Source organism: Streptomyces roseofulvus (genome assembly GCF_039534915.1).
In the GTDB taxonomy this organism is placed as follows: Bacteria; Actinomycetota; Actinomycetes; order Streptomycetales; family Streptomycetaceae; genus Streptomyces; species Streptomyces roseofulvus.
Map to the genome: position 1 here is coordinate 3,160,049 of NZ_BAAAWE010000001.1, position 25,266 is coordinate 3,185,314.

The 25,266-nt window shown below is 71.4% G+C and carries 27 protein-coding genes; 9 read left to right on the forward strand and 18 right to left on the reverse strand.

What is annotated here, in order from left to right:
• Positions 1 to 15: 15 nt before the first annotated feature.
• From rdgB to ABFY03_RS14555, 4 genes are all read right to left on the reverse strand, one after another.
• The gene (rdgB, locus tag ABFY03_RS14540; RefSeq protein WP_319010306.1) at positions 16 to 624 is read right to left on the reverse strand and encodes an RdgB/HAM1 family non-canonical purine NTP pyrophosphatase; all 609 of its coding nucleotides are present in this window, start codon (positions 622 to 624) and stop codon (positions 16 to 18) included.
• An 8-nt stretch (positions 625 to 632) separates the two neighbouring features.
• Positions 633 to 1,004, reverse strand: a complete 372-nt coding sequence (locus ABFY03_RS14545; protein WP_319010338.1) for a hypothetical protein — start codon at positions 1,002 to 1,004, stop codon at positions 633 to 635.
• 142 nt (positions 1,005 to 1,146) lie between these two features.
• Positions 1,147 to 1,878, reverse strand: coding sequence for a ribonuclease PH (gene rph / locus ABFY03_RS14550; protein ID WP_346170076.1), 732 nt, complete (start codon positions 1,876 to 1,878; stop codon positions 1,147 to 1,149).
• A gap of 142 nt (positions 1,879 to 2,020) precedes the next feature.
• Positions 2,021 to 2,254, reverse strand: a complete 234-nt coding sequence (locus tag ABFY03_RS14555) for a PTS sugar transporter subunit IIB (RefSeq protein ID WP_030760915.1) — start codon at positions 2,252 to 2,254, stop codon at positions 2,021 to 2,023.
• Between the two features lie 237 nt (positions 2,255 to 2,491).
• On the opposite strand from ABFY03_RS14555, the gene ABFY03_RS14560 reads away from it, so the two are divergent.
• Entirely contained in the window at positions 2,492 to 3,790 is a 1,299-nt protein-coding gene (locus ABFY03_RS14560) for a PTS transporter subunit EIIC (RefSeq protein WP_346170077.1), read from the forward strand.
• A 309-nt stretch (positions 3,791 to 4,099) separates the two neighbouring features.
• Complete coding sequence (locus ABFY03_RS14565) at positions 4,100 to 5,365, forward strand: PTS transporter subunit EIIC (protein ID WP_319010303.1); 1,266 nt, start codon at positions 4,100 to 4,102, stop codon at positions 5,363 to 5,365.
• Positions 5,366 to 5,430: 65 nt separating this feature from the next.
• Here ABFY03_RS14565 and ABFY03_RS14570 read toward each other — a convergent pair whose 3' ends face one another.
• Positions 5,431 to 6,183, reverse strand: coding sequence for an MBL fold metallo-hydrolase (locus ABFY03_RS14570; RefSeq protein WP_319010302.1), 753 nt, complete (start codon positions 6,181 to 6,183; stop codon positions 5,431 to 5,433).
• 206 nt (positions 6,184 to 6,389) lie between these two features.
• Between ABFY03_RS14570 and ABFY03_RS14575 the strand changes: the two genes are divergently transcribed.
• Positions 6,390 to 6,908, forward strand: coding sequence for a type II toxin-antitoxin system PemK/MazF family toxin (locus ABFY03_RS14575; RefSeq protein ID WP_346170078.1), 519 nt, complete (start codon positions 6,390 to 6,392; stop codon positions 6,906 to 6,908).
• A 242-nt stretch (positions 6,909 to 7,150) separates the two neighbouring features.
• Here the strand turns inward: ABFY03_RS14575 and ABFY03_RS14580 are convergent, their stop codons facing one another.
• From ABFY03_RS14580 to clpS, 7 genes are all read right to left on the reverse strand, one after another.
• Complete coding sequence (locus ABFY03_RS14580) at positions 7,151 to 8,101, reverse strand: PLP-dependent cysteine synthase family protein (protein ID WP_031011676.1); 951 nt, start codon at positions 8,099 to 8,101, stop codon at positions 7,151 to 7,153.
• Positions 8,102 to 8,105: 4 nt separating this feature from the next.
• Positions 8,106 to 8,384: a MoaD/ThiS family protein gene (locus ABFY03_RS14585; protein WP_031011677.1), complete on the reverse strand. Its 279-nt coding sequence runs from the start codon at positions 8,382 to 8,384 to the stop codon at positions 8,106 to 8,108.
• A gap of 90 nt (positions 8,385 to 8,474) precedes the next feature.
• Positions 8,475 to 8,591, reverse strand: coding sequence for a putative leader peptide (locus tag ABFY03_RS14590; RefSeq protein ID WP_315986240.1), 117 nt, complete (start codon positions 8,589 to 8,591; stop codon positions 8,475 to 8,477).
• A 107-nt stretch (positions 8,592 to 8,698) separates the two neighbouring features.
• A complete protein-coding gene (locus ABFY03_RS14595; RefSeq protein WP_031011679.1) occupies positions 8,699 to 9,124 on the reverse strand; it encodes a M67 family metallopeptidase in 426 nt (141 codons plus the stop codon).
• Between the two features lie 76 nt (positions 9,125 to 9,200).
• The gene (locus ABFY03_RS14600; RefSeq protein WP_319009350.1) at positions 9,201 to 10,637 is read right to left on the reverse strand and encodes an amino acid permease; all 1,437 of its coding nucleotides are present in this window, start codon (positions 10,635 to 10,637) and stop codon (positions 9,201 to 9,203) included.
• Between the two features lie 313 nt (positions 10,638 to 10,950).
• Positions 10,951 to 11,532: a DUF2017 domain-containing protein gene (locus ABFY03_RS14605; protein WP_319009351.1), complete on the reverse strand. Its 582-nt coding sequence runs from the start codon at positions 11,530 to 11,532 to the stop codon at positions 10,951 to 10,953.
• Complete coding sequence (clpS, locus tag ABFY03_RS14610) at positions 11,532 to 11,837, reverse strand: ATP-dependent Clp protease adapter ClpS (RefSeq protein WP_346170079.1); 306 nt, start codon at positions 11,835 to 11,837, stop codon at positions 11,532 to 11,534. Before clpS ends, ABFY03_RS14605 begins: the two co-directional genes overlap by 1 nt.
• A gap of 111 nt (positions 11,838 to 11,948) precedes the next feature.
• Between clpS and ABFY03_RS14615 the strand changes: the two genes are divergently transcribed.
• Both ABFY03_RS14615 and ABFY03_RS14620 read left to right on the forward strand, forming a co-directional pair.
• Entirely contained in the window at positions 11,949 to 13,277 is a 1,329-nt protein-coding gene (locus tag ABFY03_RS14615; RefSeq protein ID WP_346170080.1) for a nicotinate phosphoribosyltransferase, read from the forward strand.
• Between the two features lie 93 nt (positions 13,278 to 13,370).
• Positions 13,371 to 13,970 (forward strand): isochorismatase family protein, encoded by a 600-nt coding sequence (locus tag ABFY03_RS14620; RefSeq protein ID WP_319009353.1) that lies wholly within the window; start codon positions 13,371 to 13,373, stop codon positions 13,968 to 13,970.
• Between the two features lie 6 nt (positions 13,971 to 13,976).
• On the opposite strand, the gene ABFY03_RS14625 is transcribed toward ABFY03_RS14620, so the two are convergent.
• Complete coding sequence (locus ABFY03_RS14625; RefSeq protein ID WP_319009354.1) at positions 13,977 to 14,288, reverse strand: hypothetical protein; 312 nt, start codon at positions 14,286 to 14,288, stop codon at positions 13,977 to 13,979.
• 122 nt (positions 14,289 to 14,410) lie between these two features.
• Positions 14,411 to 16,843, reverse strand: coding sequence for an immune inhibitor A domain-containing protein (locus tag ABFY03_RS14630; protein ID WP_346170081.1), 2,433 nt, complete (start codon positions 16,841 to 16,843; stop codon positions 14,411 to 14,413).
• Between the two features lie 362 nt (positions 16,844 to 17,205).
• Between ABFY03_RS14630 and ABFY03_RS14635 the strand changes: the two genes are divergently transcribed.
• Complete coding sequence (locus tag ABFY03_RS14635) at positions 17,206 to 17,484, forward strand: hypothetical protein (RefSeq protein ID WP_319009356.1); 279 nt, start codon at positions 17,206 to 17,208, stop codon at positions 17,482 to 17,484.
• A gap of 36 nt (positions 17,485 to 17,520) precedes the next feature.
• On the opposite strand, the gene ABFY03_RS14640 is transcribed toward ABFY03_RS14635, so the two are convergent.
• The gene (locus ABFY03_RS14640; RefSeq protein WP_319009357.1) at positions 17,521 to 18,177 is read right to left on the reverse strand and encodes an RDD family protein; all 657 of its coding nucleotides are present in this window, start codon (positions 18,175 to 18,177) and stop codon (positions 17,521 to 17,523) included.
• Between the two features lie 84 nt (positions 18,178 to 18,261).
• Positions 18,262 to 19,680: an RDD family protein gene (locus ABFY03_RS14645; RefSeq protein ID WP_346170082.1), complete on the reverse strand. Its 1,419-nt coding sequence runs from the start codon at positions 19,678 to 19,680 to the stop codon at positions 18,262 to 18,264.
• Positions 19,681 to 19,963: 283 nt separating this feature from the next.
• Between ABFY03_RS14645 and ABFY03_RS14650 the strand changes: the two genes are divergently transcribed.
• The gene (locus ABFY03_RS14650) at positions 19,964 to 20,455 is read left to right on the forward strand and encodes an SsgA family sporulation/cell division regulator (RefSeq protein ID WP_319009359.1); all 492 of its coding nucleotides are present in this window, start codon (positions 19,964 to 19,966) and stop codon (positions 20,453 to 20,455) included.
• A gap of 28 nt (positions 20,456 to 20,483) precedes the next feature.
• Here the strand turns inward: ABFY03_RS14650 and ABFY03_RS14655 are convergent, their stop codons facing one another.
• The gene (locus ABFY03_RS14655) at positions 20,484 to 21,860 is read right to left on the reverse strand and encodes an FAD-binding oxidoreductase (protein WP_319009360.1); all 1,377 of its coding nucleotides are present in this window, start codon (positions 21,858 to 21,860) and stop codon (positions 20,484 to 20,486) included.
• A gap of 98 nt (positions 21,861 to 21,958) precedes the next feature.
• Between ABFY03_RS14655 and ABFY03_RS14660 the strand changes: the two genes are divergently transcribed.
• Positions 21,959 to 23,419, forward strand: a complete 1,461-nt coding sequence (locus tag ABFY03_RS14660; RefSeq protein ID WP_346170083.1) for a tetratricopeptide repeat protein — start codon at positions 21,959 to 21,961, stop codon at positions 23,417 to 23,419.
• Positions 23,420 to 23,477: 58 nt separating this feature from the next.
• On the opposite strand, the gene hppD is transcribed toward ABFY03_RS14660, so the two are convergent.
• Positions 23,478 to 24,623, reverse strand: a complete 1,146-nt coding sequence (gene hppD / locus ABFY03_RS14665) for a 4-hydroxyphenylpyruvate dioxygenase (protein WP_319009362.1) — start codon at positions 24,621 to 24,623, stop codon at positions 23,478 to 23,480.
• Between the two features lie 121 nt (positions 24,624 to 24,744).
• Between hppD and ABFY03_RS14670 the strand changes: the two genes are divergently transcribed.
• A complete protein-coding gene (locus ABFY03_RS14670) occupies positions 24,745 to 25,224 on the forward strand; it encodes an Lrp/AsnC family transcriptional regulator (RefSeq protein WP_319009363.1) in 480 nt (159 codons plus the stop codon).
• The last annotated feature ends 42 nt before the right edge of the window (positions 25,225 to 25,266 follow it).

The window sequence follows — 25,266 nt, forward strand, 5'->3', positions numbered from 1 at the left end:
CCGTTCCCTTTGCTCTCAGCCCAGCAGCTCCCGCACCACCGGTACCAGCGCCCGGAAGGCCTTGCCTCGGTGGCTGATCGCGTTCTTCTCCGAGGGGGTCAGTTCCGCGCACGTCACGTCGTGGCCCTCCGGCTGGAGGATCGGGTCGTAGCCGAAGCCGTTGGTGCCGACCGGGGTGTGGCGGAGCGTGCCCTCCATGCGGCCCTCGACCACGCGCTCGGTGCCGTCGGGGAGGGCCAGGGCCGCGGCGCAGGCGAAGTGGGCGCCGCGGTGGGGGTCGGCGATGTCCGACAGCTGGGCCAGCAGCAGGTTCAGGTTGGCCTTGTCGTCACCGTGGGCGCCGGCCCAGCGGGCGGAGAAGATGCCGGGGGCGCCGCCCAGGACGTCGACGCAGAGACCGGAGTCGTCGGCCACCGCCGGCAGGCCCGTCGCCTGGGCCAGGGCGTGGGCCTTGAGCAGGGCGTTCTCGGCGAAGGTGACGCCGGTCTCCTTGACGTCGGGGATCTCCGGGTAGGCGTCCGCGCCGACGAGGTCGAGGTCGAGGCCCGCGTCGGCGAGGATCGCGTGGAGTTCGGTGATCTTGCCCGCGTTGCGGGTGGCGAGGATCAGGCGCTGTCGGGTCATGCCCCCGATTATCCCGGCGTGCAGACCTTGCCCAGCTCGGTGGCGGCGGAGGTGATCGGCGTGATGTCCGGCGTGGCGTCGCCGTTCTTCACCGCGTCGCGGACCGACTCGACGCCCTTGGTGAGGTCGTCGACGGCCTTCGAGAGGTCGGCGTTGTCGGTGCTGTTCTTGAGGTTGCCGAGCTCCGTGGAGATGGAGTTCAGGGACTCCTCGATCTGCGTGACGTCGTTGGAGGCGTTGGAGACGGCGTCCTGGAGCTTGCCGACCGAGGTGGCGATCGCGTCGGCGGTCTTGACGCAGTCCATCGCCTTGTCGAGGGCTCCGCAGCCCGTCAGCATGGTCGTGACCACGGCCGCCGTCGCGACGGCGAGCGTGGTCATGGTGCGGCGGCGCTTCACTGTTCGGGTCCTCCCCTGGCTGCGTACATTCGACGGGGCGCACGGTACGGCCGCGCGCCCCTCGCCGTAAAGGACGCACCCGTCGGAGGGGCAGTTGCTCAGGGGTTTCCCCTAGGGGAAGCGCTCAGAGGGTGGCGTCGAGGGCCTTGCGCTGGAGGTCGGCCAGGTCGGCGCAGCCGGCGGCGGCCAGGTCGAGGAGGGCGTTGAGTTCGGCGCGGTCGAAGGGCTCGGCCTCGGCGGTGCCCTGGACCTCGACGAAGCGGCCGTCGCCGGTGCAGACGACGTTCATGTCGGTGTCGGCGCGGACGTCCTCCTCGTAGCAGAGGTCGAGGAGGGGAACGCCGCCGACGATGCCGACGGAGACGGCGGAGACGGTGCCGGTGAGCGGCCTGCGGCCGGCCTTGACGAGCTTCTTGGCCTGGGCCCAGGCGACGGCGTCGGCGAGGGCGACGTACGCGCCGGTGATGGCGGCGGTGCGGGTGCCGCCGTCGGCCTGGAGGACGTCGCAGTCGAGGACGATGGTGTTCTCGCCGAGGGCCTTGTAGTCGATGACGGCGCGGAGCGAGCGGCCGATGAGGCGGGAGATCTCGTGGGTGCGGCCGCCGATCTTGCCGCGGACGGACTCGCGGTCGCCGCGGGTGTTGGTGGAGCGGGGGAGCATGGAGTACTCGCCGGTGACCCAGCCCTCGCCGCTGCCCTTGCGCCAGCGGGGGACGCCCTCGGTGACGGAGGCGGTGCAGAAGACCTTGGTGTCGCCGAAGGAGATGAGGACGGAGCCCTCGGCGTGCTTGCTCCAGCCGCGTTCGATGGTGACGGGGCGGAGCTGTTCGGGGGTACGGCCGTCGATGCGAGACATGGGACGAGCCTAGCCTTTTCCGGGCGAGGCCCCGGTCCGTACGGGGGCCCGTTCCCGCCTGCGTACGGGTGCCCGTTCCCGGGTACGCACGAGGGCCCGTCCCCCTGCCGGAACGGGCCCTCGTCAGCCGGGTGTCAGCTGCTCACATCATGTCTTCGATCTCGGCGGCGATCGGGTCCGCGTCGGTGCCGATGACGACCTGGATGGCGGTGCCCATCTTCACGACGCCGTGGGCGCCGGCGGCCTTGAGCGCGGCGTCGTCGACGAGGCTGGCGTCGGCGACCTCGGTGCGCAGGCGGGTGATGCAGCCCTCGACCTCTTCGATGTTGTCGATGCCGCCGAGCCCGGCGACGATCTTCTCAGCCTTGCTGGCCATGTGTTTCTCCCTGTCCGTTCCGTTCGCGGGACACGCGAATCTCGGCGCACCGACGGTCCGCGATGTCACGGTAACCCACGGTTGGCCCAACTTCGCGAGCGAGTGCCGCCGTTCTGCCGAATGATGACGATCACCGGCGGCCTGTCCTCAGCGGGCTCCCGGAGCCTACCGCAAGTGGTCTACACCAGTGTGCAACGAGCCGCGGCCCCGGGGTGTTCCGGGACAGGGAGGTCGCCGATGAGTACGGACAGCACAGCAGCCGGATCGAGGAAGGTCTCCTGGGGAGGCTTCTTCCAGGGGCTGCAGAAGATGGGCCGCAGCCTGCAGCTGCCGATCGCCGTGCTTCCCGCCGCGGGCATCATCAACCGGCTCGGCCAGCCGGACGTCTTCGGGGCCGAGGGCCTCGGCTGGGACAACGTCGCCAAGGTGATGGCCGGCGCGGGCGGGGCGCTGCTGGACGGCAACCTCGGTCTGCCGCTGCTGTTCTGCATCGGCGTCGCGATCGGCATGGCGAAGAAGGCGGACGGTTCGACCGCGCTCGCCGCGGTGGTCGGCTTCCTCGTCTACTACACGGTGCTGCGCCAGTTCCCGAAGGACTGCCCGGAGGGCTCGAAGGACGTCGGGGGCGGCTGCCTGGCGCTCGACGACGCCTTCGCCGCGCACACGTACCAGAATCCGGGGGTCTTCGGCGGCATCGTGATGGGTCTGCTGACCGCGTACCTGTGGCAGCGGTACCACCGGACGAAGCTGGTGGACTGGCTGGGCTTCTTCAACGGCCGCCGTCTGGTGCCGATCATCATGACGTTCGTGGGGATCCTGTTCGCCGCGCTCTGCCTGTGGATCTGGCCGCCGATCGGTGACGCCCTGGAGAACTTCAGCGACTGGCTGGTCGGGCTCGGCGCCTGGGGTTCGGGCATCTTCGGCGTGGCGAACCGGGCGCTGCTGGTGATCGGCCTGCACCAGTTCCTGAACGTGCCGATCTGGTTCCAGTTCGGCACGTACGAGAAGCCGGACGGCACGGTGGTCCACGGCGACATCCCCATGTTCCTGGCGGGCGACCCGAACGCCGGCCAGTTCCTGACGGGCTTCTTCCCGATCATGATGTTCGCGCTGCCGGCGGCGGCGCTCGCGATCACGCACAGCGCGAAGCCGCACCGCCGCAAGGAGGTCGGCGGTCTGATGCTCTCGGTGGCGCTGACCTCGTTCGTCACGGGCATCACGGAGCCGCTGGAGTACTCGTTCCTCTTCATCGCGCCGGTGCTGTTCGCGATCCACGCGGTGCTGACGGGTGTGTCGATGGCGGTGACGTGGGCGTTCGGGGTGAAGGACGGCTTCAGCTTCTCGGCCGGCCTGATCGACTACGTCATCAACTGGAACCTGGCGACGAAGCCGTGGCTGATCATCCCGATCGGCCTGGCCTTCGCCGTCGTGTACTACGTGATCTTCCGGTTCGCGATCACCCGGTTCAACCTGCAGACCCCGGGACGCGAGCCGGACGAGGTGGGCGACGAGATGGAGCGCGAGAACGTCAAGTGAGGCGGTCCGGCGACGTGGCGTAGCGCCGTGATCACCTGACGGGCCCGTCCGCTCCGGGGCTTTCGCCCCCGCCGCGAGGCCCGCCGAAGGCCCCTGGACCTCCTGGTCCGGGGGCCTTTTGTCACGCCTTCATCACTATGCCGCCGCGCAAAAAATTCGCAGGTTCCTTATCTAAGTCTCACGTGCTACAACTGGTCTACACCACTCATTGGTGTAGACCACGCGGTCCAGACCACCGCGTTCCCGAGACGCCGCCGTCACCCCCTTTTCACTGTCCTCTGGCGGCGCCTTGCCTACTGGAGGAAGTTGATGAGTACGGCCACCGCCCAGGCCGCCGCTCCCGCGAAGAAGCGCGGATCCGGCCTGTTCCAGGGCCTGCAGAAGGTCGGTCGCAGCCTGCAGCTGCCGATCGCCGTGCTGCCGGCCGCGGGTATTCTGCTCCGTCTCGGCCAGCCCGACGTCTTCGGTAAGGACGGGCTCGGCTGGGACAAGGTCGCCTCGGTCTTCGCCACCGCCGGCGGCGCGGTCTTCGACAACCTGCCCCTGCTCTTCTGCATCGGCGTCGCCATCGGCTTCGCCAAGAAGGCCGACGGCTCCACCGCGCTGGCCGCCCTGGTCGGCTTCCTGGTCTACAGCAACGTGCTGAAGGCCTTCCCGGTCACCGAGGCCGTGGTCAACACGACCGCCAACAAGGGTGTCGACGTCGCCGCGACGTACAACAACCCCGGCGTCCTCGGCGGCATCCTGATGGGTCTGCTCGCCGCCGTGCTGTGGCAGAAGTTCCACCGCACCAAGCTGGTCGACTGGCTGGGCTTCTTCAACGGCCGCCGTCTCGTCCCGATCATCATGGCCTTCGTCGGCACCGCCGTCGGCGTCGTCTTCGGCCTGGTCTGGGAGCCGATCGGCGAGGGCATCTCCAACTTCGGCGAGTGGATGACCGGTCTCGGCGCCGGTGGCGCCGGTCTCTTCGGTCTCATCAACCGCGCGCTGATCCCGGTCGGCATGCACCAGTTCGTGAACACCGTCTCCTGGTTCCAGATCGGTGACTTCACCAACGCCGCCGGCGAGGTCGTCCACGGTGACCTCAACCGCTTCTTCGCCGGTGACCCGAGCGCCGGAATCTTCATGTCGGGCTTCTTCCCGATCATGATGTTCGGTCTCCCGGCCGCCGCGCTCGCCATCGCGCACGCCGCCCGCCCGGAGCGCCGCAAGGCCGTCCTCGGCATGATGCTCTCGCTCGCGCTGACCTCCTTCGTCACCGGTATCACCGAGCCGATCGAGTTCACCTTCATGTTCATCGCGCCGGTCCTCTACGCGATCCACGCGGTCCTGACCGCCGTCTCGATGGCCGTCACCTGGGCGTTCGGTGTCCACGCGGGCTTCACCTTCTCCGCCGGCGGCATCGACTACCTGCTGAACTGGAACCTCGCGACCAAGCCGTGGCTGATCATCCCGATCGGTCTCGTCTTCGCGGCGATCTACTACGTGCTCTTCCGCTTCGCGATCACCAAGTTCAACCTCCCCACCCCGGGCCGCGAGCCCGAGGAGGAGGTCGAGGACCTCACCAAGGCGTGAGCCTCGCCCCGCAGGACGCGCAAGGGCCCCGGAACCGTCAGTTCCGGGGCCCTTGCCGTGGGCTCTCACACCTCGTAGACCGCGCCCGCCTTCGCCAGCTCCGCCGGGCCCTCGTACACCGCGCGCGCGTCCGCGAGGTTGCGCTCGCCGTCCGTCCACGGCGGGATGTGGGTGAGGACGAGCCGGCCCACCTCGGCTCGGGCCGCCTGCGCGCCGGCCTCGCGGCCGTTGAGGTGAAGCTCCGGGATGTCCTCCTTGCCGTGGGTGAAGGACGCCTCGCAGAGGAAGAGGTCCACCCCGTCGGCGAGCCGGTGCAGGGCGTCGCAGACGCCGGTGTCGCCGGAGTACGCGAGGGACCGGCCGCCGTGCTCGATCCGGATGCCGTACGCCTCCACCGGGTGGCACACCTTCTCGGTACGGATCGTGAACGGGCCCAGGTCGAAGGTGCCCGACCCCAGCGTCCGGAAGTCGAAGACCTCGCTCATCGAGGACGGCGACGGGGTGTCCGCGTACGCCGTGGTGAGCCGCTGCTCGGCGCCCTCGGGGGCGTACACCGGGATCGCGTCGCAGCGGCCGCCCTCGTGCCGGTAGTACCGGGCGACGAAGTAGCCGCACATGTCGATGCAGTGGTCCGCGTGCAGATGGCTGAGGAAGATCGCGTCCAGGTCGTACAGGCCGATGTGGCGCTGCAGCTCGCCGAGGGCGCCGTTGCCCATGTCGAGGAGCAGCCGGAAGCCGTCGGCCTCGACGAGGTAGCTCGAACAGGCCGATTCCGCGGACGGGAACGACCCGGAGCAGCCGACGACGGTGAGCTTCATAGGAGCGTGAACCTCCGTGGACGGGTGCGGTCAGGCACGCAAAGGGGAGGGGGAGGCCGTGCGGTCAGACGAGCGTAAGGCGCTCGGGGGCCGGTCGCTCCTTCGTGGCGGCCCGTTGTGGGCGAACTCACGGGCTCTGTCACCGGTTCGGATGGACGGCGGGGCGCGGCGGCGCGGTGAGCCGGGCGCCGGTAACGTCATGGGGTATGGACACGTCGTGGTGGCCCGCGCTGGTCGCGGTCGTGGTGATCGCGCTGGTGGTGGCCGTCGCGGGGAGCCGGACCCGGCCGCCGGCGCGGACCCGGCCGTCGGGGCGGACCCGGCCGCCGGCGCGGCCTCCGGTACGGAGGCCGGGGGCGCGGGAGCCGCGGGCGCGGGAGATCTGGTGGGCCGAGGTGCCCTTCGAGGACGGGCCGCCGTCGAAGGGGGCCGCGCGCAGCGCGTCGGGTAGGGCGGTGGTGGGAGACGGGCGGGCGAAGGACCGGCCGTGTCTGGTGCTGTCGGTGCGCGGGGGCGTCGCGCTGGTCGCGAAGATCACGAGCAAGTACCACGACGAGCGGCCCGGGGTGATCGCGCTGCCGCCGGGGGCGGTGGGGGACGCGCGGGGACGGCCGAGCTTCCTGGAGACGGACGAGCTGCGGGACGTGCCGGTCGGGGAGTTCCGGCGGAGGGTCGGGGAGGCGGACCCGGTCGTGTGGGACCAGGTCCGCCATCTCGCGCGCTAGGCAGTCTCTTTCGGATCATGCCGGGCCCGCGACGCCTGGCACGCACGCTCGCCGTGGTGCGGGGCCGCTTCGGGTGCGGGCTAGGTCGTCTCTTCCGGATCATGCCGGGCTCGCGACGCCTGGCACGCACGCTCGCCGCGTTGTCGTCGGTCGCCGACGCTCCGCGTCGACTCCCTCCTCCGCCTTGCGAGCGCACGCACCAGACGCCGCTCCCTGATCCGGCCTGATCCGAAAGAAACGACCTAGGCCCAGAGCTGGCCCTGGACCGTTTCGATCGCTTCCTCGGTCGTCGCAGCCGTGTAGAGGCCCGTCGACAGGTACTTCCAGCCGCCGTCGGCGACGACGAAGGCGATGTCGGCGGTCTCGCCGGCCTTGAGGGCCTTCTTGCCGACGCCGATCGCGGCGTGGAGGGCCGCGCCGGTGGAGACGCCCGCGAAGATGCCCTCCTGCTGGAGGAGTTCGCGGGTGCGGGTGACGGCGTCGGCGGAGCCGACGGAGAAGCGGGTGGTGAGGACGGAGGCGTCGTACAGCTCGGGGACGAAGCCCTCGTCGAGGTTGCGGAGCCCGTAGACGAGGTCGTCGTAGCGCGGTTCGGCGGCGACGATCTTGACGTCGGGCTTGTGCTCCCGGAGGTAGCGGCCGACGCCCATCAGGGTTCCCGTCGTGCCGAGGCCGGCGACGAAGTGGGTGATGGACGGGAGGTCCGCGAGGATCTCCGGGCCGGTGGTGGCGTAGTGGGCGCCCGCGTTGTGCGGGTTGCCGTACTGGTAGAGCATCACCCAGGTCGGGTTCTCGGCGGCGAGCTCCTTGGCGACGCGTACCGCCGTGTTGGAGCCGCCCGCCGCGGGGGACGAGATGATCTCCGCGCCCCACATGGCGAGCAGCTGCCGGCGCTCCTCGCTGGTGTTCTCGGGCATGACGCAGACGATGCGGTAGCCCTTGAGCCGGGCGGCCATGGCCAGCGAGATGCCGGTGTTGCCGCTGGTCGGCTCCAGGATGGTGCAGCCGGGGGTGAGGCGGCCGTCCTTCTCCGCCTGCTCGATCATGTGGAGCGCGGGGCGGTCCTTGATGGAGCCGGTCGGGTTGCGGTCCTCCAGCTTCGCCCAGATGCGGACGTCGTCCGAGGGCGAGAGCCGGGGGAGGCGGACGAGCGGCGTGTTGCCGACCGCCGCCAGCGGGGAGTCGTAACGCATGGGATCAGACCATGCCGCCGGCGACGGCCGGCAGGATCGTGACGCTGTCGCCGTCGGTCAGCTTGGTGTCGATGCCGTCGAGGAAGCGGACGTCCTCGTCGTTCAGGTAGACGTTGACGAAGCGGCGGAGCTTGCCGCCGTCCACGATGCGGGCCTCGATCCCGTTGTGGCGGGTCTCCAGGTCGGCGAAGAGCTCGGCGAGGGTCGCGCCGCTGCCCTCGACGGCCTTCTCGCCGTCGGTGTAGGTGCGGAGGATGGTCGGGATGCGGACCTCGATGGCCATGGCGTGGACTCCTGTCGGAAGTGACGTGGTGGGCGTGCTGCGGGGGCCCCGCGCGGAGGGGGGTCGTACGTACGTGCGCTCGGCCGGCGCTCAGAGCGCGGCGCGGGATGAACAGATCGCGCTGGCGAGGCGGCAGAGGTCGACGTGCAGGCGTGCCACGAGCAGCACAGTGCCCGGAGTCTCTTCGCTCACGTCGTGGGAAACCATGCGGTCATCGTATCGATTCCCGTACCGGGATCCGGAGTGTGATCTCAGATACTGGATGATTTCCGCCCACCTGCCGGACGGCCCCCGCGCACGCCCCGGCCCGCTCCCTAGACGTACTCCTCCACGACCTTGACGTCCTCCTCCTCCACGACCCCGTCGACGATCGTGTACGAGCGGAACTGGAAGGGTCCGGCGGCGTCGGTGTCGGCCGTGGAGACCAGGACGTAGTGGGCGCCGGGCTCGTTGGCGTAGGTGATGTCGGTGCGGGACGGGTACGCCTCGGTGGCCGTGTGCGAGTGGTAGATGATCACGGGCTCCTCGTCCCGGTCGTCCATCTCGCGGTAGAGCTTGAGGAGGTCGGCGGAGTCGAACTCGTAGAAGGTGGGCGAGCGGGCGGCGTTGAGCATCGGGATGAACCGCTCGGGGCGGCCCGAACCGACGGGTCCCGCGACGACGCCGCATGCCTCGTCGGGGTGGTCCGCGCGGGCGTGTTCCACGATCCGGTCGTACAGGGCCCGGGTGATGGTCAGCATGACGACAGGATAAGCAGACGGGCCGCTCCGTACCGAGGAATGGTACGGAGCGGCCCGGATGCCGAGACGGTGCAGGTCAGGAGCGCTTGGCGAAGGCGGCGCCCTCGGGGTTGCGGGCCTTGAGCACCAGATACGCGACGGCGAGGAGCAGGCCCCAGACCGGTGCGCCGTAGAGGGCGACCCGGTTGCCCGCGTCCATGCCCATGGTCACCACGACCAGGCCGATGAAGGCGAGGGCGAAGACACTGGCCCAGATGCCGCCGGGAGCCTTGAAGGAGGACTGGGGCAGTTCGCCGCGGTCGGCCTTGAGGCGGTAGCGGATCTGGCAGACCAGGATCATGATCCAGGCCCACATGCCGGAGATGGTGGCGAAGGAGACGACGTAGTTGAACGCCTCGCCGGGCCACTGGTAGTTGATCCACACGCCGACCATCATGAGCGCGGCGGAGAAGGTGGTGCCGATCAGCGGGGTGCCGCTCTTCGTCAGCTTCGTGAAGAGCTTCGGGCCCTGGCCGTTGAGCGCGAGGTCGCGCAGCATGCGGCCGGTCGAGTACATGCCCGAGTTGCAGGAGGAGAGGGCGGCGGTCAGGACGACGAAGTTCACGATCGCGGCGCCGACGCCGAGGCCCATCTTCTCGAAGGCGGCGACGAACGGCGAGACGCCCGGCTGGAACTCGGTCCACGGGACGACCGACAGGATCATGATGAGCGCGCCGACGTAGAAGACCGCGATGCGCCACGGCACGGTGTTGATGGCCTTGGGCAGGACGGTCTCCGGGTCCTTCGACTCGCCGGCGGTGACGCCGACCAGCTCGACCGCGAGGAAGGCGAACATGACCATCTGGAGGGTCATGAGGGTGGAGCCGATGCCGTTCTCGCCCGCGAAGAAGCCGCCGAGGTCCCACAGGTGGGTGAGCGAGGCGGTGTCACCGGCGTCGGAGAAGCCGATCGTGAGGATGCCGGCGCAGATCAGGATCATGCCGACGATGGCGGTGACCTTGACCATGGAGAACCAGAACTCCAGCTCGCCGAAGAGCTTCACGGAGATCAGGTTGGCGCCGTAGAGGATCACGGTGAAGACCAGGGCCGAGAGCCACTGCGGGATGTCCCACCAGTACGTCATGTAGGTGGCCGCGGCGGTGACTTCGGTGATGCCGGTGACGACCCAGAAGAGCCAGTACGTCCAGCCGGTGACGAAGCCCGCGAAGGGGCCGATGAACTCCCGCGCGTACTCCGAGAAGGAGCCGGAGACGGGGCGGTACATGAGGAGCTCGCCGAGCGCCCGCATGATGAAGAAGATGACGAGGCCCGCGAGGGCGTACGCGAGGATCAGGCTGGGGCCCGCCTTGGAGATGCCCTTGCCCGCTCCGAGGAAGAGGCCCGTGCCGATGGCGCCGCCGATCGCGATCATCTGGATCTGGCGGGCGCCGAGTGCCCGGTGGTAACCCTCGCCGGAGGCGGAGTCCGCGGCCTCATTGCCGTCGTGCTGCTTGTCGACCCGCACTGAGGTCATGGTGGTGCGCCTTTCTCCATGCTGATCCGCGCGACGGTGTCTGCTGCGGATCAGGTCCTGATCCCCCCCGGATGTGGATGGAGTGCCACCGGCGGTCAGCCGGCTCAAGCGCCCTCGGGAACAGGGGTGGCGTCCCCGAGTGGTCGTGAAGATTTATCACGGCGTGGGGGGTGATCGACGGAGATGCGTGTGGCGCACGCCACGAAAACGGCGGGATATAACGGACACAAGAGGGCGAGGTGCTCGCGCTGATAACAAGTTCGTTATCCGGATTTGAGCGTCCGCTGAGCGAACGCCCCGCCCCCGGAGTCGGTCAGGACATGAGCGTCTCGACCAGTGACTCCTGAAGAGCGCCGAGCCAGAGGTACGCCATCACCATCGGCTTGCGCGGATCGCTGTCCGGCAGCCGGTAGAGCCGCTCGCTCTCCTCGTCCTCGGTGATGTCGAGCCGGGTGGCGATGGTCAGCCGCAGGTCGTTGAGGGTGCCGAGCCAGGACCGGGACTCGTCCGGGGTCAGCTTGAGGACCGCGGACTCCTCCGGGCCCTCGCTGGTCAGACCGTCCAGGGCGCGCACCACCGCGAGGGCGTCCTCGCGCTTGCGGGCGCGCAGGTCGTTCTCGGTGAAGCGGCGGAAGTCGGCCGCGGCGGCCCGCAGCTCCTCGCTGTCGTCCGCGTACGCGTCGGGGAAGAGGCGGCGCAGGGCGGGGTCGGACGGCGGCTCGCTGGGGCCCTCGGCGAAGAGGGCGGCGAGCGGGTCGGCGTCCGCGTCGGGCTCGTCGCCGGGCCCGACCAGTTCGAGGAGCTGGACGGCCAGCGAGCGCAGGATGGAGACCTCGACCTCGTCGAGGGCGACGGCCGCTCCGCCGCCCGGGACGGCCTCGAAGTGGCCGGCCATCAGCCGCGGTCCTGGGAGAGCGTGGCCCACAGTCCGTAGCCGTGCATCGCCTGCACGTCCCGTTCCATCTCCTCGCGGGTGCCGCTGGAGACCACCGCGCGGCCCTTGTTGTGCACGTCGAGCATCAGCTTGTGCGCCTTGTCCTTGGAGTAGCCGAAGTACGTCTGGAAGACGTAGGTGACATAGCTCATCAGGTTCACCGGGTCGTTGTGCACGAGGGTGACCCAGGGGACGTCGGGCTCGACGACCGCGGAGACCTCCTCGGCCGGCTCGGTCCGTTCGATCTCGATAGGCGCGATGCTCACTTACCCCATGCTGCCACCCGGGACCCCCGGTCGCACAAACGGGCCGCCCCTCCCGACGACACCGACCGCAGTATTCGTCAGACTGACGAATACTGCGGTAGCATCATCGGCATGAACGCTGCGGACCTTGGGCTCCCGGTGGACGTGCCGTCGACCGCGCTCTTCACCGACCAGTACGAGCTGACCATGCTCCAGGCGGCCCTCAGGGCCGGCACCGCCGACCGGCGCTCCGTCTTCGAAGTCTTCACCCGGCGGCTGCCCGAGGGGCGGCGGTACGGCGTCCTCGCCGGCGTCGGCCGGGTCCTGGACGCCGTCGAGAACTTCCGCTTCGACCCGGCCGTCCTGGGCTTCCTGCGGGAGCGGGCGATCGTCGACGAGCCGACCCTGGAGTGGCTGGCGGGCTACCGCTTCTCCGGCGACATCTGGGGCTACCCCGAGGGCGAGGTGTACTTCCCCGGCTCCCCCGTGCTGCGCGTCGAGGGCTCCTTCGCCGAGTGCGTGCTCCTGGAGACGGTGATCCTCTCGATCCTCAACCACGACTCGGCCATCGCCGCGGCCGCCTCCCGCATGTCGGCGGCGGCGGGCGGGCGCCGGCTGATCGAGATGGGCGCCCGCCGCACCCACGAGCTGGCCGCCGTCGCCGCCTCCCGGGCCGCGTACGTCGGCGGCTTCGAGGCCACCTCGGACCTCGCCGCCGGCTTCCGCTACAACATCCCGACCGTCGGCACCTCGGCGCACGCCTTCACCCTGCTGCACGACAGCGAGCGGGACGCCTTCCGGGCCCAGGTCGACAGCCTCGGCCGGGGCACCACCCTGCTCGTCGACACCTACGACGTCGCCGAGGCGGTCCGTGCCGCCGTCGAGATCGCCGGGCCCGAGCTCGGCGCCGTCCGCATCGACTCCGGCGACCTGCTGCTCGTCGCCCACCGGGTCCGGGCCCAGCTGGACGAGCTCGGCGCCCGCGACACCAAGATCGTGGTCACCTCCGACCTCGACGAGTACGCCATCGCCTCGCTGGCCGCCGCGCCGGTCGACGCGTACGGCGTGGGCACCCAGCTCGTCACCGGCAGCGGCCACCCCACCTGCTCGATGGTCTACAAGCTGGTCGCCCGGGCCGCCTCGGCCGACCCGAAGGCCCCCCTGGTCCCGGTCGCCAAGAAGTCGCTGGGCGGCAAGGCGTCGGTCGGCGGCCGCAAGTGGGCCGCGCGCCGCAAGGACGCCGACGGGGTCGCGGCGGCCGAGGTCGTCGGCACCGGCCCGGTCCCGGACGCGCTCGCCGCGGACCAGCTCCTGGTCGAGCTGGTCAAGGGCGGCGAGGTGGTGGCCCGGGAGCCGCTGGAGGCGGCCCGCACCCGCCACATCGCGGCCCGCGCCGGGCTGCCGATGTCGGCCATCCAGCTCTCCCGCGGCGAGCCGGTGCTGCCGACGGAGTACATCTAGAGATACGTCCAGAGCCCGGTGACTCCCCCTCCCGAAGCGGAGGCGGAGTCTCTAGGCTCGGGCCCACCCCTTCCGACCACCCGAGGACCCGCCATGCACCGCGCACTGATCGTCGTGGACGTACAGAACGACTTCTGCGAGGGCGGCAGCCTCGCCGTGACGGGTGGTGCGGACGTCGCCGCCGCCATCACCGAACTCATCGGGGAGGCGGCCGGCACCGCGTACCGGCACGTCGTCGCCACCCGCGACCACCACATCGACCCGGGCGCGCACTTCGCCCCGGCCGGCCAGGCGCCGGACTACGTCGACTCCTGGCCGGTGCACTGCGTGGCCGGCACCGAGGGCGTCGGCTTCCACCCGAACTTCGCCCCCGCCGTCGCCGGCGGCGCCGTGCAGGCCGTCTTCGACAAGGGCGCCTACGCCGCCGCGTACAGCGGCTTCGAGGGACACGACGAGAACGGGGAGACGCTGGCGCAGTGGCTGCGCGCCCGGGACGTGACCGAGGTCGACGTGGTCGGCATCGCCACCGACCACTGCGTCCGGGCGACCGCCCTGGACGCGGCCCGCGAGGGCTTCCGCGTCCACGTCCTGCTCGACCTCACGGCCGGGGTGGCCCGCGAGACCACCGCCCGGGCCCTCGCGGAGCTCCGCGAGGCCGGCGTCGAGCTCACCGGCGTGCCGGTCGTCGCGTAGCGGCGGTCAGGCCGCCGGGGCCCTCGGCAGGGTGCGGGCCGGGTGCCACAGCTCCTGGGCGGCGCCCGGCGTGGATCTCCACAGCAGCCCGTCCGGGTGGTGCAGCACCGCCGTGATCTCGTCCGGCGTGGGCGGCTCGGCGTTCCCCCGCAGGTAAACCGACCGCAGGCCCAGGTTTCGGAGCCTGGTCAGGGCCCTGGCGCGGTTGGCGGCGTGGACGAGGAAGCGTACGGTCGCGCCGTCCCCGGCCGGGCTGGGCAGCCCTATCGCGACCACCACACTGCCTCCCGGCATCTTGCAGAACCCTCCACCGGGCATGCGGAACCACTCCCCCGTGAGTCGGCTGTCAATAAGAACGCGGTCAGACGCACCTAAACACGATCGGCCGCCGCCCGCTAGAGGGCGACGGCCGATCATGCTGTGACCTGCGGGTTTACCGACTACTTGGTCGACGGACCCACGCGGACCGTGATCGTCTGGCCGTTCTTCGGCTCCTTGACGACCTCGATCTTGGTGTTGGTGTCAGTGACCTTCACGCCGGCGCGCGCGGTCTCCTGGAACCAGTACGTGCCCTTGCGGTCGTCGAAGACCCGGTTGCCCGGCTGCGAGCCGATCCAGGTCGGGACGTCCTTGAGGTGCAGCTGGAAAGCGTCCGTCCGGTACGTTCCGAAGGGGGAGTCGTACGCCTGGACGCGGTTGCGCATCAGCGTGCCGTCGTTCCACTTCAGCGGGGTCGGGTGGGCGTCGATCGGGAGGATCAGACCCTGGCCCGGGTGCTGGGAGGTGTTGTTGTCCTTCTGGGACAGGTCCCACTTCCAGATGAGCAGCCCGTTCTGGTACGGGTAGTGCTCGACCCAGCTCGCCTTGTCGCCGGTGAAGCCGAAGTTGTACGGGCCGACCTTGAGGGTGGCGTCGTACGAGACGTACTGGCGGTTCTCGGCGATGTAGTACTGCTCGTACTCGTTGGTGAAGCCCTTGCCGACCCGCGAGAAGCCCTTCGGCGTCCAGCCGTTGTCACCGTTCTCCGCGCCGTCCGCGAAGACGGTGGCGCCGTCGGCGGTCAGCGTGATGGCGTCGGCGGTGAAGCCCTTGCCGCCCGCGCCGCCGTCCGTCTGGTAGCGGAAGCGGAGGTCGAACTTCTTGCCCGCGTACGCCGAGAGGTCGTAGACGAGCTTCTTGTGGGCGCCCGAGACGTCGGTCAGCGCCGGGGAGCCGGCCGCGTCGCGCGGGAGGGCCACGCCGTCGGCGGTGCCGTCCACGGCGGTCCAGTTGGCGCCGCCGTCCGTCGACACCTCGGTGTAGAGGTAGTCGTACTCGGCCTCGATGTCGTACCAGCCCTGGAGTTCCAGGGAGGCGGCAGACTTGCCCGTCAGGTCGACGGAGCGGGTGAGGGTGTTCTTGAGGTCGTCACCCATGTCGCTCCACCACTGCGCCGCGCCCTCCGCGGGGGCGACGATCTCGGTGGTGACGGCCTTCTTCGGCAGCTCGACGACGAGCGCCTGCGGGTTCTTGGTGTTGTACTCCGCCACACCCAGCTTGTGGGTGGTCTTGGAGGCGCGCAGCTCGTCGCTCACCTTGGTGTAGTTGAGCCAGCCGAGCTGGAGCTTGTCCCAGGCGTTCATGTCGCCGGGCATGTCGCCGATGGAGTCCTTGCCCAGGCCCAGCCAGGAGCCGGAGGACATCAGCGACCAGTAGCCGGTCGAGTTCTCGCCGCCCGCGGTGTCGTACAGGTCCGGCAGGCCGAGGTCGTGGCCGTACTCGTGGGCGAAGACGCCGAGGCCGCCGTTCTCCGGCTGCATCGTGTAGTCGCCGACCCAGATGCCGGTGTCGCCGATCGGGGTGCCGCCGGCCTTGTTGTTCGCCGGACCGGTCTTGCCCGCGCTGGTGCCGTAGGCGTACCAGCGGTGGGCCCACAGGGCGTCGGTGCCCTGGACGCCGCCGCCCGCGGACTCGTCCTCGCCCGCGTGGACGATCTGGAAGTGGTCGATATAGCCGTCGGCCTCGTTGAAGTTGCCGTCGGCGTCGAAGTCGTAGCGGTCCCACTGGTCGTAGGAGGCCAGGGCGGCCTTGATCTCCGCGTCGGTCTTGCCCTGGGCCTTCTGGTCGGCGACCCAGGCGTTGACGCCGTCGCGGACGGTGTCCCAGACGTTGGCGCAGTTCTTCTCGCCGCAGTAGTTGGAGCCGTAACGGGCCTCGTTGTACGGCACCTTGACCCAGTCGGAGACCGCGCCGTCGACCGAGTAGCGGCCGGACGAGGTGCGCTCGTAGTAGGTCTTCAGCGAGTGCTTCTGCTGGCCCGTCTTCGGGTCCTTGCCGGAGCCGAAGTACAGGTCCTGGAAGTGCTTCTGGTCGTAGTCGGGCTGCCAGGCGGTGGAGTTGTCCTTCGCCCGGTCCGGCTCGGCTATCTGGTTGTGCAGCGGGCCGGGCGTGCCGCCGTACTTCGGCTTCAGCTCGGTCGTGTCGTCGTCCTTGCGGTCGACGAGGGTGGTGGTGTCCACCTGGTCGCCGAACTCGACGAGGATGGTGAAGATCTTGTCGGTCTTCTCGCGGCCGAGCTCGACGTACTTCTTCGCGTCGAGCTTCACGACCTGCGAGCCCCCGCGGCGCTCGACCTTGGCCTCGCCCTTGAGGACCTGCTCCAGGGCGGCCTTGCGCTGCTGCGCCTGCTGCTCGCTGAAGGGGCCTTCGAGGTCGTGGTCGACCGTGGTCTTCTCGGCGTCGTTGCCCGGAGCCGGGTCGTGGCGGACGTCCGCCGCCGAGATCCTGCCGTCCTCGTTCGCCCAGGCGGTGCTGAAGGTCGAGGCGGTGGCGGCGGTGGCCGCGAGCGCCACGACGACCGCGGACGCCCGCATGGCCCGTCGTCTGTTGGTCACTTGGTGTCGTTCCTCCCCGGCGCCCACGCCTCGGGACCAGGAGGTGGGGTGTCCCGTCCGACAGGGCGCGCGTCACAAGTGACGACATTCGACCGGAGAGAGACGAGAAAAGACAGATCTTGACTTGCACACACCAAGTGCACTATGCGGGTGTCGACATCCGATATGCGGACGGTCAAGCCGGTTACGACCCGGGGAAGTTCGCGTGCGCGAGGCCGTTCGGGACCGCCCCGTGCCCACCCCGTGCCACCCGTGCGCCCCCCGTGCTCCGGCACCGTGGGTCAGGTCACGCTTACCCGCCGTTCCGCCCGGGCATCGAGCGTCGTAGAGTCGACAGCGAGTCCGGAGGGGCGGTATCCGTCATGCAGCGACCGAACGCAGCGCAGTACGCCTACGGTTCGGCCGTCGTCGTCCTCGCGACCGCCGCGCTCCTGCTCCTGACCGGCGCCACCGCACCCCTCGGCATCGCCGTGGCCTGCCTCGCCGGCCTGCTCCTCGGCGTCCTCGTGGCGGTGACGATGCCCGCGGGGACGCGCCCCGTCAAGACCCCCGCCGAGACCGGCGCCAGGACCGGGAACGACGCGGTCCGGGTACCGGCCGCGCAGGTGGGCGCGGGAGCCGATACCCGGACCGGTCCGTGAGACTCCGTCCGTGCCGCCGGCGGTGCCGGCCGTGAACTACTGGGGCACGGTGACGACCACCGTCTTCGCCGCCTTGTCGTGCAGGCCCTGCTTGTAGGGCTTGTCGACCATGATCAGGATCAGGATGAGCAGCGGCCACAGGCAGGCGCAGCAGATCAGCGCCGGCAGCCAGAGCACGATCGCGCGCAGCAGCGACTGGCTCATCGGGGGCGTGGAGCCGTCGTTGAGCATGGCGACGCGCAGCTTCATCAGCCGCTTGCCGACGGTCTGTCCGCGCTGTGCCGTGAGCACGGTGTCGTACGTGACGTAGGCGACGATCGTGAGCAGCTGGAAGACCAGTTGGCCGCCGCCGGTCCAGGTGGCCTGGAAGTCGTCGCCGTCGACCGTCGCCCGGTCGTAGATGTCGAACGGGATGCCGATGATGGCCAGCGGCACCGCGATGATCACCCAGTCGATGAGCCGGGCGAGGACCCGGCGCCCGGTCTCGGCGAGCGGCGGCATCCCGGAGAGCGGGTCGCTGCCGCCGTAACCGCCGCCGTAACCGCCGTACGGGGGCGGGGGCGGATACGGGTTGTCGTACGGGCTGCCGGGCGGCGGGGGCCCCGGCGGCGGGCCCTGGGGCGGCTCCGGCGGCCGCTTGGCGAACGGGTCGTCGTCGGGGGGCGGGCCGGGCGGCGGCTGGTCGGTGCTCATGGGGGCATCGCATCCCGGCCGCCGGGGGCCCGCAACGGCTGGGCCCCCGTTCGGGGGACCGGCTCCCCCGGCGGGTCGGCGGGCTCAGGCCCGGGCGACGAAGGTGCCGGCCGCCTTGTCGTGCCAGCACTGCCGCCACGGGCGGTCGAAGACGCACCAGACCACGTTGAGCACGCCGATCACCAGCACCCCGAGGAAGGTGTACAGGAACCAGCGGCGCAGCGCCCGGCCGAAGGTCGGCGGCTCGTGCGCCTCGATGTCCCGGACCTGGATCCCGCACAGCTTCTTGCCGAGCGTGCGGCCCCACTTGGCGGTGGGCAGCGCCTCGTAGAGCAGGCCGAGGACGAGCATCAGGCCGAGCGCGATGCCGAACTGGACCGAGGTCGTGCCGTCGACGAGCCACACCTGGACGGTGACGCCGGACCGCTTGGCGGCCTCGATCTTCTCCTGGATGTGGTCGAGGGCGGCGGTGACGAAGGGGTAGCCGGCGCCGGCGGCCATCGCGCCGAGGAGGAGGGTGTCGAGCACCCGGGCGAGGAGCCGGCGGCCGAGCCCGGCCGGCGGCGCGGACGACTGCTCGCGCGCGGCCTTGAGGAAGGGGTCCTCGACCGGCGGCTTCCACGGCACGACCGGCTGCTGCGCCTGCGGCGCGGAGGGGGCGGGCGGCTGCGGCTGGGCCCAGGAGGGCGCGGCGGGAGCCGGAGCGGGCGCGGGAGCCGGAGCGGGCGCGGGGGCCGGAGCCGCAGCCTGCTGGACGTGGGGCTGGGGCTGGGGGTGCGGGTGGGCCGACGGCTGCGGCTGGGCCTGGGGCTGCGGGTGGGCCGGCGGCTGAGGCCGGGGCTGTACGGGCGCGGGCGCCGGGGCGGGGGCCTCCTGGGCGGGCGCCGGAGCCGGGGCCGGGGCCGGGCTCGGGGTCGCGGCGGGGGCCGGGGTGACCGGCATGCCGCCGAGGCGGGCGGGAGCGCTCGCGAGCCGGGGGTCGGCGGCCGGCGCGGGCGCCTCGGCCTGCGCGGGGGCGGCCGGCCACTCGACCGGGGACCTCGGGTCGGGCACGGCGGGCGCGGGCGACGGCTCGGGGGCGGGCGCGGGCGCGGCGGGCCGGGGCGCGCTCCAGGCGGCCGGCCGGTCCTGGGCGTCCGCGTGGCCGGACTGCCGGGCGGCGTCGGCGCGCCAGGCGGTGGCCGGTTCCCTGGCGGGGGGTTCCTCGTCGAGGAAGACGGGCCCGGTCTCCTCGACGGGGGCCGGCGCGGGGGCGGCGGCCGGCGCGGGTTCGGGAGCGGGGGCCGGCACCGGGGCCGGTGCGGGGCTCGGGGCGAGGATCGGCCCGGCCGGCATGGCCGAGGCGGGCGGGACCGGTGCGGCCTCGCCGTCCTTGGGGGCGGGCCGGCTCGTGCCCGGCACCCAGGAGCCGCCGTTCCAGTACCGGATGTATCCGGGGATCGACGGGTCCGGGTAGTACCCCGCCTGCGGTACCTCGCCGCCGCCTCCGGGAGGAGTAGCCACTGCCCCGACTCCGTTCAGTCACAACGTTCCGTCACCACACTAAGGAGGCACAGTAACGAAGAACCTCCGCCAGGGAGGAAAGAGCCCGCGAGAAAGCCCGCCTTCACGCGAAGGAGGACGGAATCACTCACTCCCCGTGAGGTTCGGGCCCGGGGCCGGGGGTGGGGGCGGCCGGAAAAAACTTCCCGAAAAAACTTCCCCGAAGTCGCGTAATGAACCGCGTCCGCCGCGCTCTCTCCAGGTGAAGGCCCGTCCGGGGCCCCTACGCGAGAGGCATTCAGTCATGCGGAACACCGAGCACACCACCGTCGAGCGCGAGCTGGAGCTGAAGCTGGTGCTGTCCCCCGAGCGCTCGGTCCCGGTGCCGGCCCGGCTGGCGTACCGCAGCGACGACCCGTACGCGGTGCACATGACCTTCCACATCGGCTCGGAGCACCCGGTGAACTGGACCTTCGCCCGGGAGCTGCTGGTCGAGGGCGTCTTCCGGGCCTGCGGTCACGGGGACGTGCGGATCTGGCCGACCAAGGTCGACGGCCGCAGCGTCATCCTGATGGCCCTCTCCTCCCCCGACGGCGACGCGCTCCTGGAGGCCCCGTCGGCGCAGGTGTCCGCCTGGCTGGAGCGGACCCTGCGCGCGGTCCCGCCGGGCACCGAGTCGGAGCGGCTGGGCATCGACGACGGGCTGGCGGAGCTGCTCGCGACCACCGTGGTCGGCGACGACCTGTGGCTGCGCGACCCGTGGCCGTCGGACGAGTCGCAGGACGGCGAGCTGTGAGCCCGACCCCGTGTCCGTACGGACGGGCTCAGAAGAGCTTTCCGGGGTTGAGCAGCCCGAGCGGGTCGAAGACGCGCTTGATCTCCCGCTGGAGTTCGACGCCGACCGGGCCGAGCTCGCGGGCCAGCCACTCCTTCTTGAGGACGCCGACGCCGTGTTCGCCGGTGATGGTGCCGCCGAGGGAGAGGCCGAGCGCCATGATCGCGTCGAAGGACTCGCGGGCGCGCCGGGACTCGTCCTCGTCGGTGTGGTCGAAGCAGACGACGGGGTGGGTGTTGCCGTCGCCCGCGTGGACGCAGACGCCGATGGTGAGGGCGTACTTCTCGGCGATGGCGGTGGTGCCGGCGAGCATCTCGGCGAGCCGGGTGCGGGGCACGCAGACGTCGTCGATCATCGTGGCGGGCTTGAGGGTCTCCAGGGCCGGGAGGGAGAGCCGGCGGGCCTGCAGGAGGAGTTCGGACTCGGCGGCGTCGGTGGCGGGGACGACCTCGGTGGCGCCGGCGGCGGTGCACAGCGCGCCGACGGCGGCGAGGTCGGCGGCCGGGTCGGGGGTGTCGAAGGCGCAGAGGAGGAGCGCCTCGGTGGTCTCGGGGAGGCCCATCCGCGCCGTCCGGTTGACCGCCTGCACGGTGGTGCGGTCCATCAGTTCGAGGAGCGACGGCGTGTGGCCGCGCTCCATGATCGCGCAGACGGCGGCGCAGGCGGCGTCGGTGGACGGGAACTCGGCGGCGAGGACGAGCTGGGCGGGCGGCTGCGGGCGGAGGGCGAGAACGGCCTTCACGACGATGCCGAGGCTGCCCTCGGAGCCGACGAAGAGGCGGGTGAGGTCGTATCCGGCGACGCCCTTCGCGGTGCGCCGGCCGGTCGTGAGGAGACGGCCGTCGGCGAGGACGACGTCGAGGCCGAGGACGTACTCGGCGGTGACGCCGTACTTGACGCAGCACAGGCCGCCGGAGGCGGTGCCGATGTTGCCGCCGATGGTGCAGGACTCCCAGCTGGAGGGGTCCGGCGGGTAGTACAGGCCGTGTTCGTTGACGGCGCGGGACAGGACGGCGTTGATCACGCCGGGTTCGACGACGGCGACCCGGTCGACCGGGTCGATCTCCAGGATCCGGTCCATCTTGACGAGGGAGAGCACGACGCAGCCCTCGGAGGCGTTGGCGCCCCCGGAGAGTCCGGTGCGGGCGCCCTGCGGCACGACCGGGACGCGGTGGGCGGTCGCGGTCCGCATCACGTGCTGGACCTGTTCGACGGTGCGCGGGAGCACGACGGCCGCGGGGGTGCCGGCCGCGCAGAAGCTCGCCATGTCGTGGGCGTAGGAGGCGGTGACGTCGGGGTCGGTGAGGACGGCGTCGGCGGGGAGCCCGGCGCGGAGGTCCGCGAGGAGCGTCTGAAGATCGTCCATGCCCCCAGCCTGGCACCGACGGCCATCGGTGTGAACCCGCCGGGGCGGGCGGTCGGTGTGCTCTTCGTACGAGCGCGGCCGGGCGCACAGTGAGGCGCATGTGCGCGATGAAGAGCCAGAACGTGTCGCGGGTGGTGCTGGCCTCCGGGGCGGCGGCGGTGCTCGCGGCGACGGCGCTGCTGTACCTGCCGGAGTTCCTGGACCGGGACGCCCCGCCGCGGCCGCCGGGCCCCGCGGAGCGTGCGGCGACCGCGGCGCACGCGGGCGCGCCGGCGGCCCTGCCGGACCTGGTGGCGCTGATCGGCGACCGGGAGAGGTGGCTGGCGGAGCACCCGGACGACGCGGCCGCGTGGGCGGTGCTCGCCGCGGCCTACACGGAGCGGGGCACCCGGCTCGGGGACGCCCGGGATCTGCCGCGGGCCGAGCGGGCCCTGGACCGGTCGCTCGCCGCGCTCCCCGCCGCCCGGGGGAACGTGGACGCGCAACTCGGCCTCGGGGTCCTCGCGGGGGCGCGGGGCGACTGGAAGGGCGCGAAGGAGTGGGGCGAGCGGGTCCGCGCGGCGGCCCCGCGGCGGTGGAACACGTATCCGCTGCTCATCGACGCGTACAACGGGCTCGGGGACTACCCGGCGGCCCGGAAGGCGATGGAGAGCCTGGAGAAGCTGTACGGCGGGCCGGTGGTGCGGGGCCGGGCGGCGCAGGTCTACCGGGACCGGGGGTGGCGGGAGGACGCCGACGCCACCGCCCTGGACGCGGCGGCGCTGGCGGCGACGGACGCGGAGCGGGCGGCGGCGCACAGCCGGCTCGGGCAGTTCGCGTGGGAGCGGGGCGAGCCGGCGGAGGCGCTGGAGCGGTACGGGACGGCGCTGCGGTTCGTGAGGGACCACGGTCCGGCGCTGGCGGGCCGGGCGCGGGCGCTGGCGGCCCTGGGGCGGACCGAGGAGGCGCAGCGGGACTGGCGGGCGGCGCTGGCCCGGCAGCCGCTGCCGGAGTACGTCCTGGAGTCCGGGGAGCTGGCGGAGGCACTGGGCCTGGACGGGGACGCGCGGGCGGCGTACGGGCGGCTGCGGGAGGGGAGGTGGGCCTCCCCGTCGACCGAGGTGGTGCTCGGGCTGCTTGACGCGGACCACGGCGATCCGGGGGCGGCGGTGGTCCGGCTGCGGGCCGCGTGGGCGAAGGGCCACCGGTCGGTGGCGGTGGCGGACGCGCTGGGCTGGGCGCTGTACCGGGCGGGCGAGCCGGAGGAGGCGCTGCCGTACGCGCGGCGGGCCACCGACGAGGGGCTGCGCAGCGCCGCGTACACCTACCACCTGGGCGAGATCGAGCGGGCGCTGGGGAGGACGGGACCGGCGCGGCGGCACCTGGAGGAGGCGCTGCGGATCCACCCGTCGTTCTCGCCGCTGCACGCGCCCCGGGCCGAGGCGGCGCTGGCCGGGCTGGGCGAGCCGGACCCGGCCGCGGTGCCGAAGGACGCGCTGCCCGAGGGCGGGGCGCCGAAGGGCGCGCGGAAGGACGGGGCGCCGAAGCCGGGAGCGGCGACGGAGGCGGAGGCGGCGTAGGGGTGACGGTGCGTCCGGAGCGGGCCCCGTGACCCCGCCCCGGACGCGCGCGCCGGCCCTACAGGTTGCCGCGCTTCTCCTGCTCGCGCTCGATGGCCTCGAAGAGGGCCTTGAAGTTGCCCTTGCCGAAGCCCATGGAGCCGTGGCGCTCGATCATCTCGAAGAAGACGGTCGGGCGGTCCTGGACCGGCTTGGTGAAGATCTGGAGCAGGTAGCCGTCCTCGTCGCGGTCGGCGAGGATCTTCAGCTCGCGCAGCTCGTCGATCGGCACGCGGGTGTCGCCGACCCACTCGCCGAGGGTGTCGTAGTACGTGTCCGGGACGGACAGGAACTGGACGCCGGCGGCGCGCATCGCGCGCACGGTGGCGACGATGTCGTTGGTGGCGAGGGCGATGTGCTGGACGCCCGGGCCGTTGTAGAACTCCAGGTACTCGTCGATCTGCGACTTCTTCTTCGCGATCGCCGGCTCGTTGATCGGGAACTTCACCTTCTTGGTGCCGTCCGCGACGACCTTCGACATGAGGGCGGAGTACTCGGTGGCGATGTCGTCGCCGACGAACTCCTTCATGTTGGTGAAGCCCATGACGTCGTTGTAGAACGTCACCCACTCGTTCATCTTGCCGAGCTCGACGTTGCCGACGCAGTGGTCGATGGCCTGGAAGGTGCGCTTGGCCGGGGGCTCGACGATCGGGGCGGCGGCGACGTAGCCGGGGAGGTACGGGCCGTCGTAGCCGGAGCGCTCGACGAGGGTGTGGCGGGTCTTGCCGTAGGTGGCGATGGCGGCGAGGACGACGGTGCCGTGCTCGTCCTTCAGCTCGTACGGCTCCACCAGGCCGGTCGCGCCCTGCCCGACGGCGTGGGCGTACGCGGCGCGGGCGTCGGGGACCTCGATCGCCAGGTCGATCACGCCGTCGCCGTGCTCGGCGACGTGCTCGTCGAGGAAACGGCCCCAGTCGCTGGTCGCCTTGATGACGGAGGTGAACACGAAACGGGCGGAGCCGTTGGTGAGGACGTAACTGGCGGTCTCGCGGCTGCCGTTCTCCGGTCCGGAGTAGGCGACCAGCTTCATGCCGAAGGCCGTGGAGTAGTAGTGCGCGGCCTGCTTGGCGTTGCCGACGGCGAAGACGACCGCGTCCATGCCCTTCACCGGGAAGGGGTCGGCCTCACGCGCGGTGGAAGGGGTGTGGTCAAGGGTCTCAGTCATGGAAGGAGGGTCCCGCCGCCTCGCAAGGTGCGCAATAGTTCGCTGCAGGGGTGGTCAATCTGTACAGCGACCAGCGAGTATCGGCGGGCGACTTGTACATCGTGACCATTCGGAGGGCGCTGTGGCGATCGATCATTTGGACGGGCGGCTGATCGTGCTCCTGGCGAGGGAGCCGAGGATCGGCGTCCTGGAGGCCTCGCGGCGGCTCGGGGTGGCCCGCGGCACCGTCCAGGCGCGGCTGGACCGGCTCCAGGCGAGCGGGGTGATCCGCGGCTTCGGACCGCAGGTGGACCCGGCGGCGCTGGGGTATCCGGTGACGGCCTTCGCGACGCTGGAGATCAAGCAGGGCCAGGGCGCGGACGTACGGGAGCACCTGGCCACCGTCCCCGAGGTGCTGGAGCTGCACACGACGACCGGGCACGGGGACATGCTGTGCCGGCTGGTGGCCCGGTCGAACGCGGACCTCCAGCGGGTGATCGACAAGGTGGTGGCCTTCGAGGGGATCGTGCGGGCGTCGACGGCGATCGTGATGGAGAACGCGGTGCCGCTGCGGATCATCCCGCTGGTCGAGCAGGCGGCGGGCGGGGAGCCGCCGGAGTAGGCCCGAGTAGTTCCGAAGAACCCGTTGCAAAGAACCCCTTGC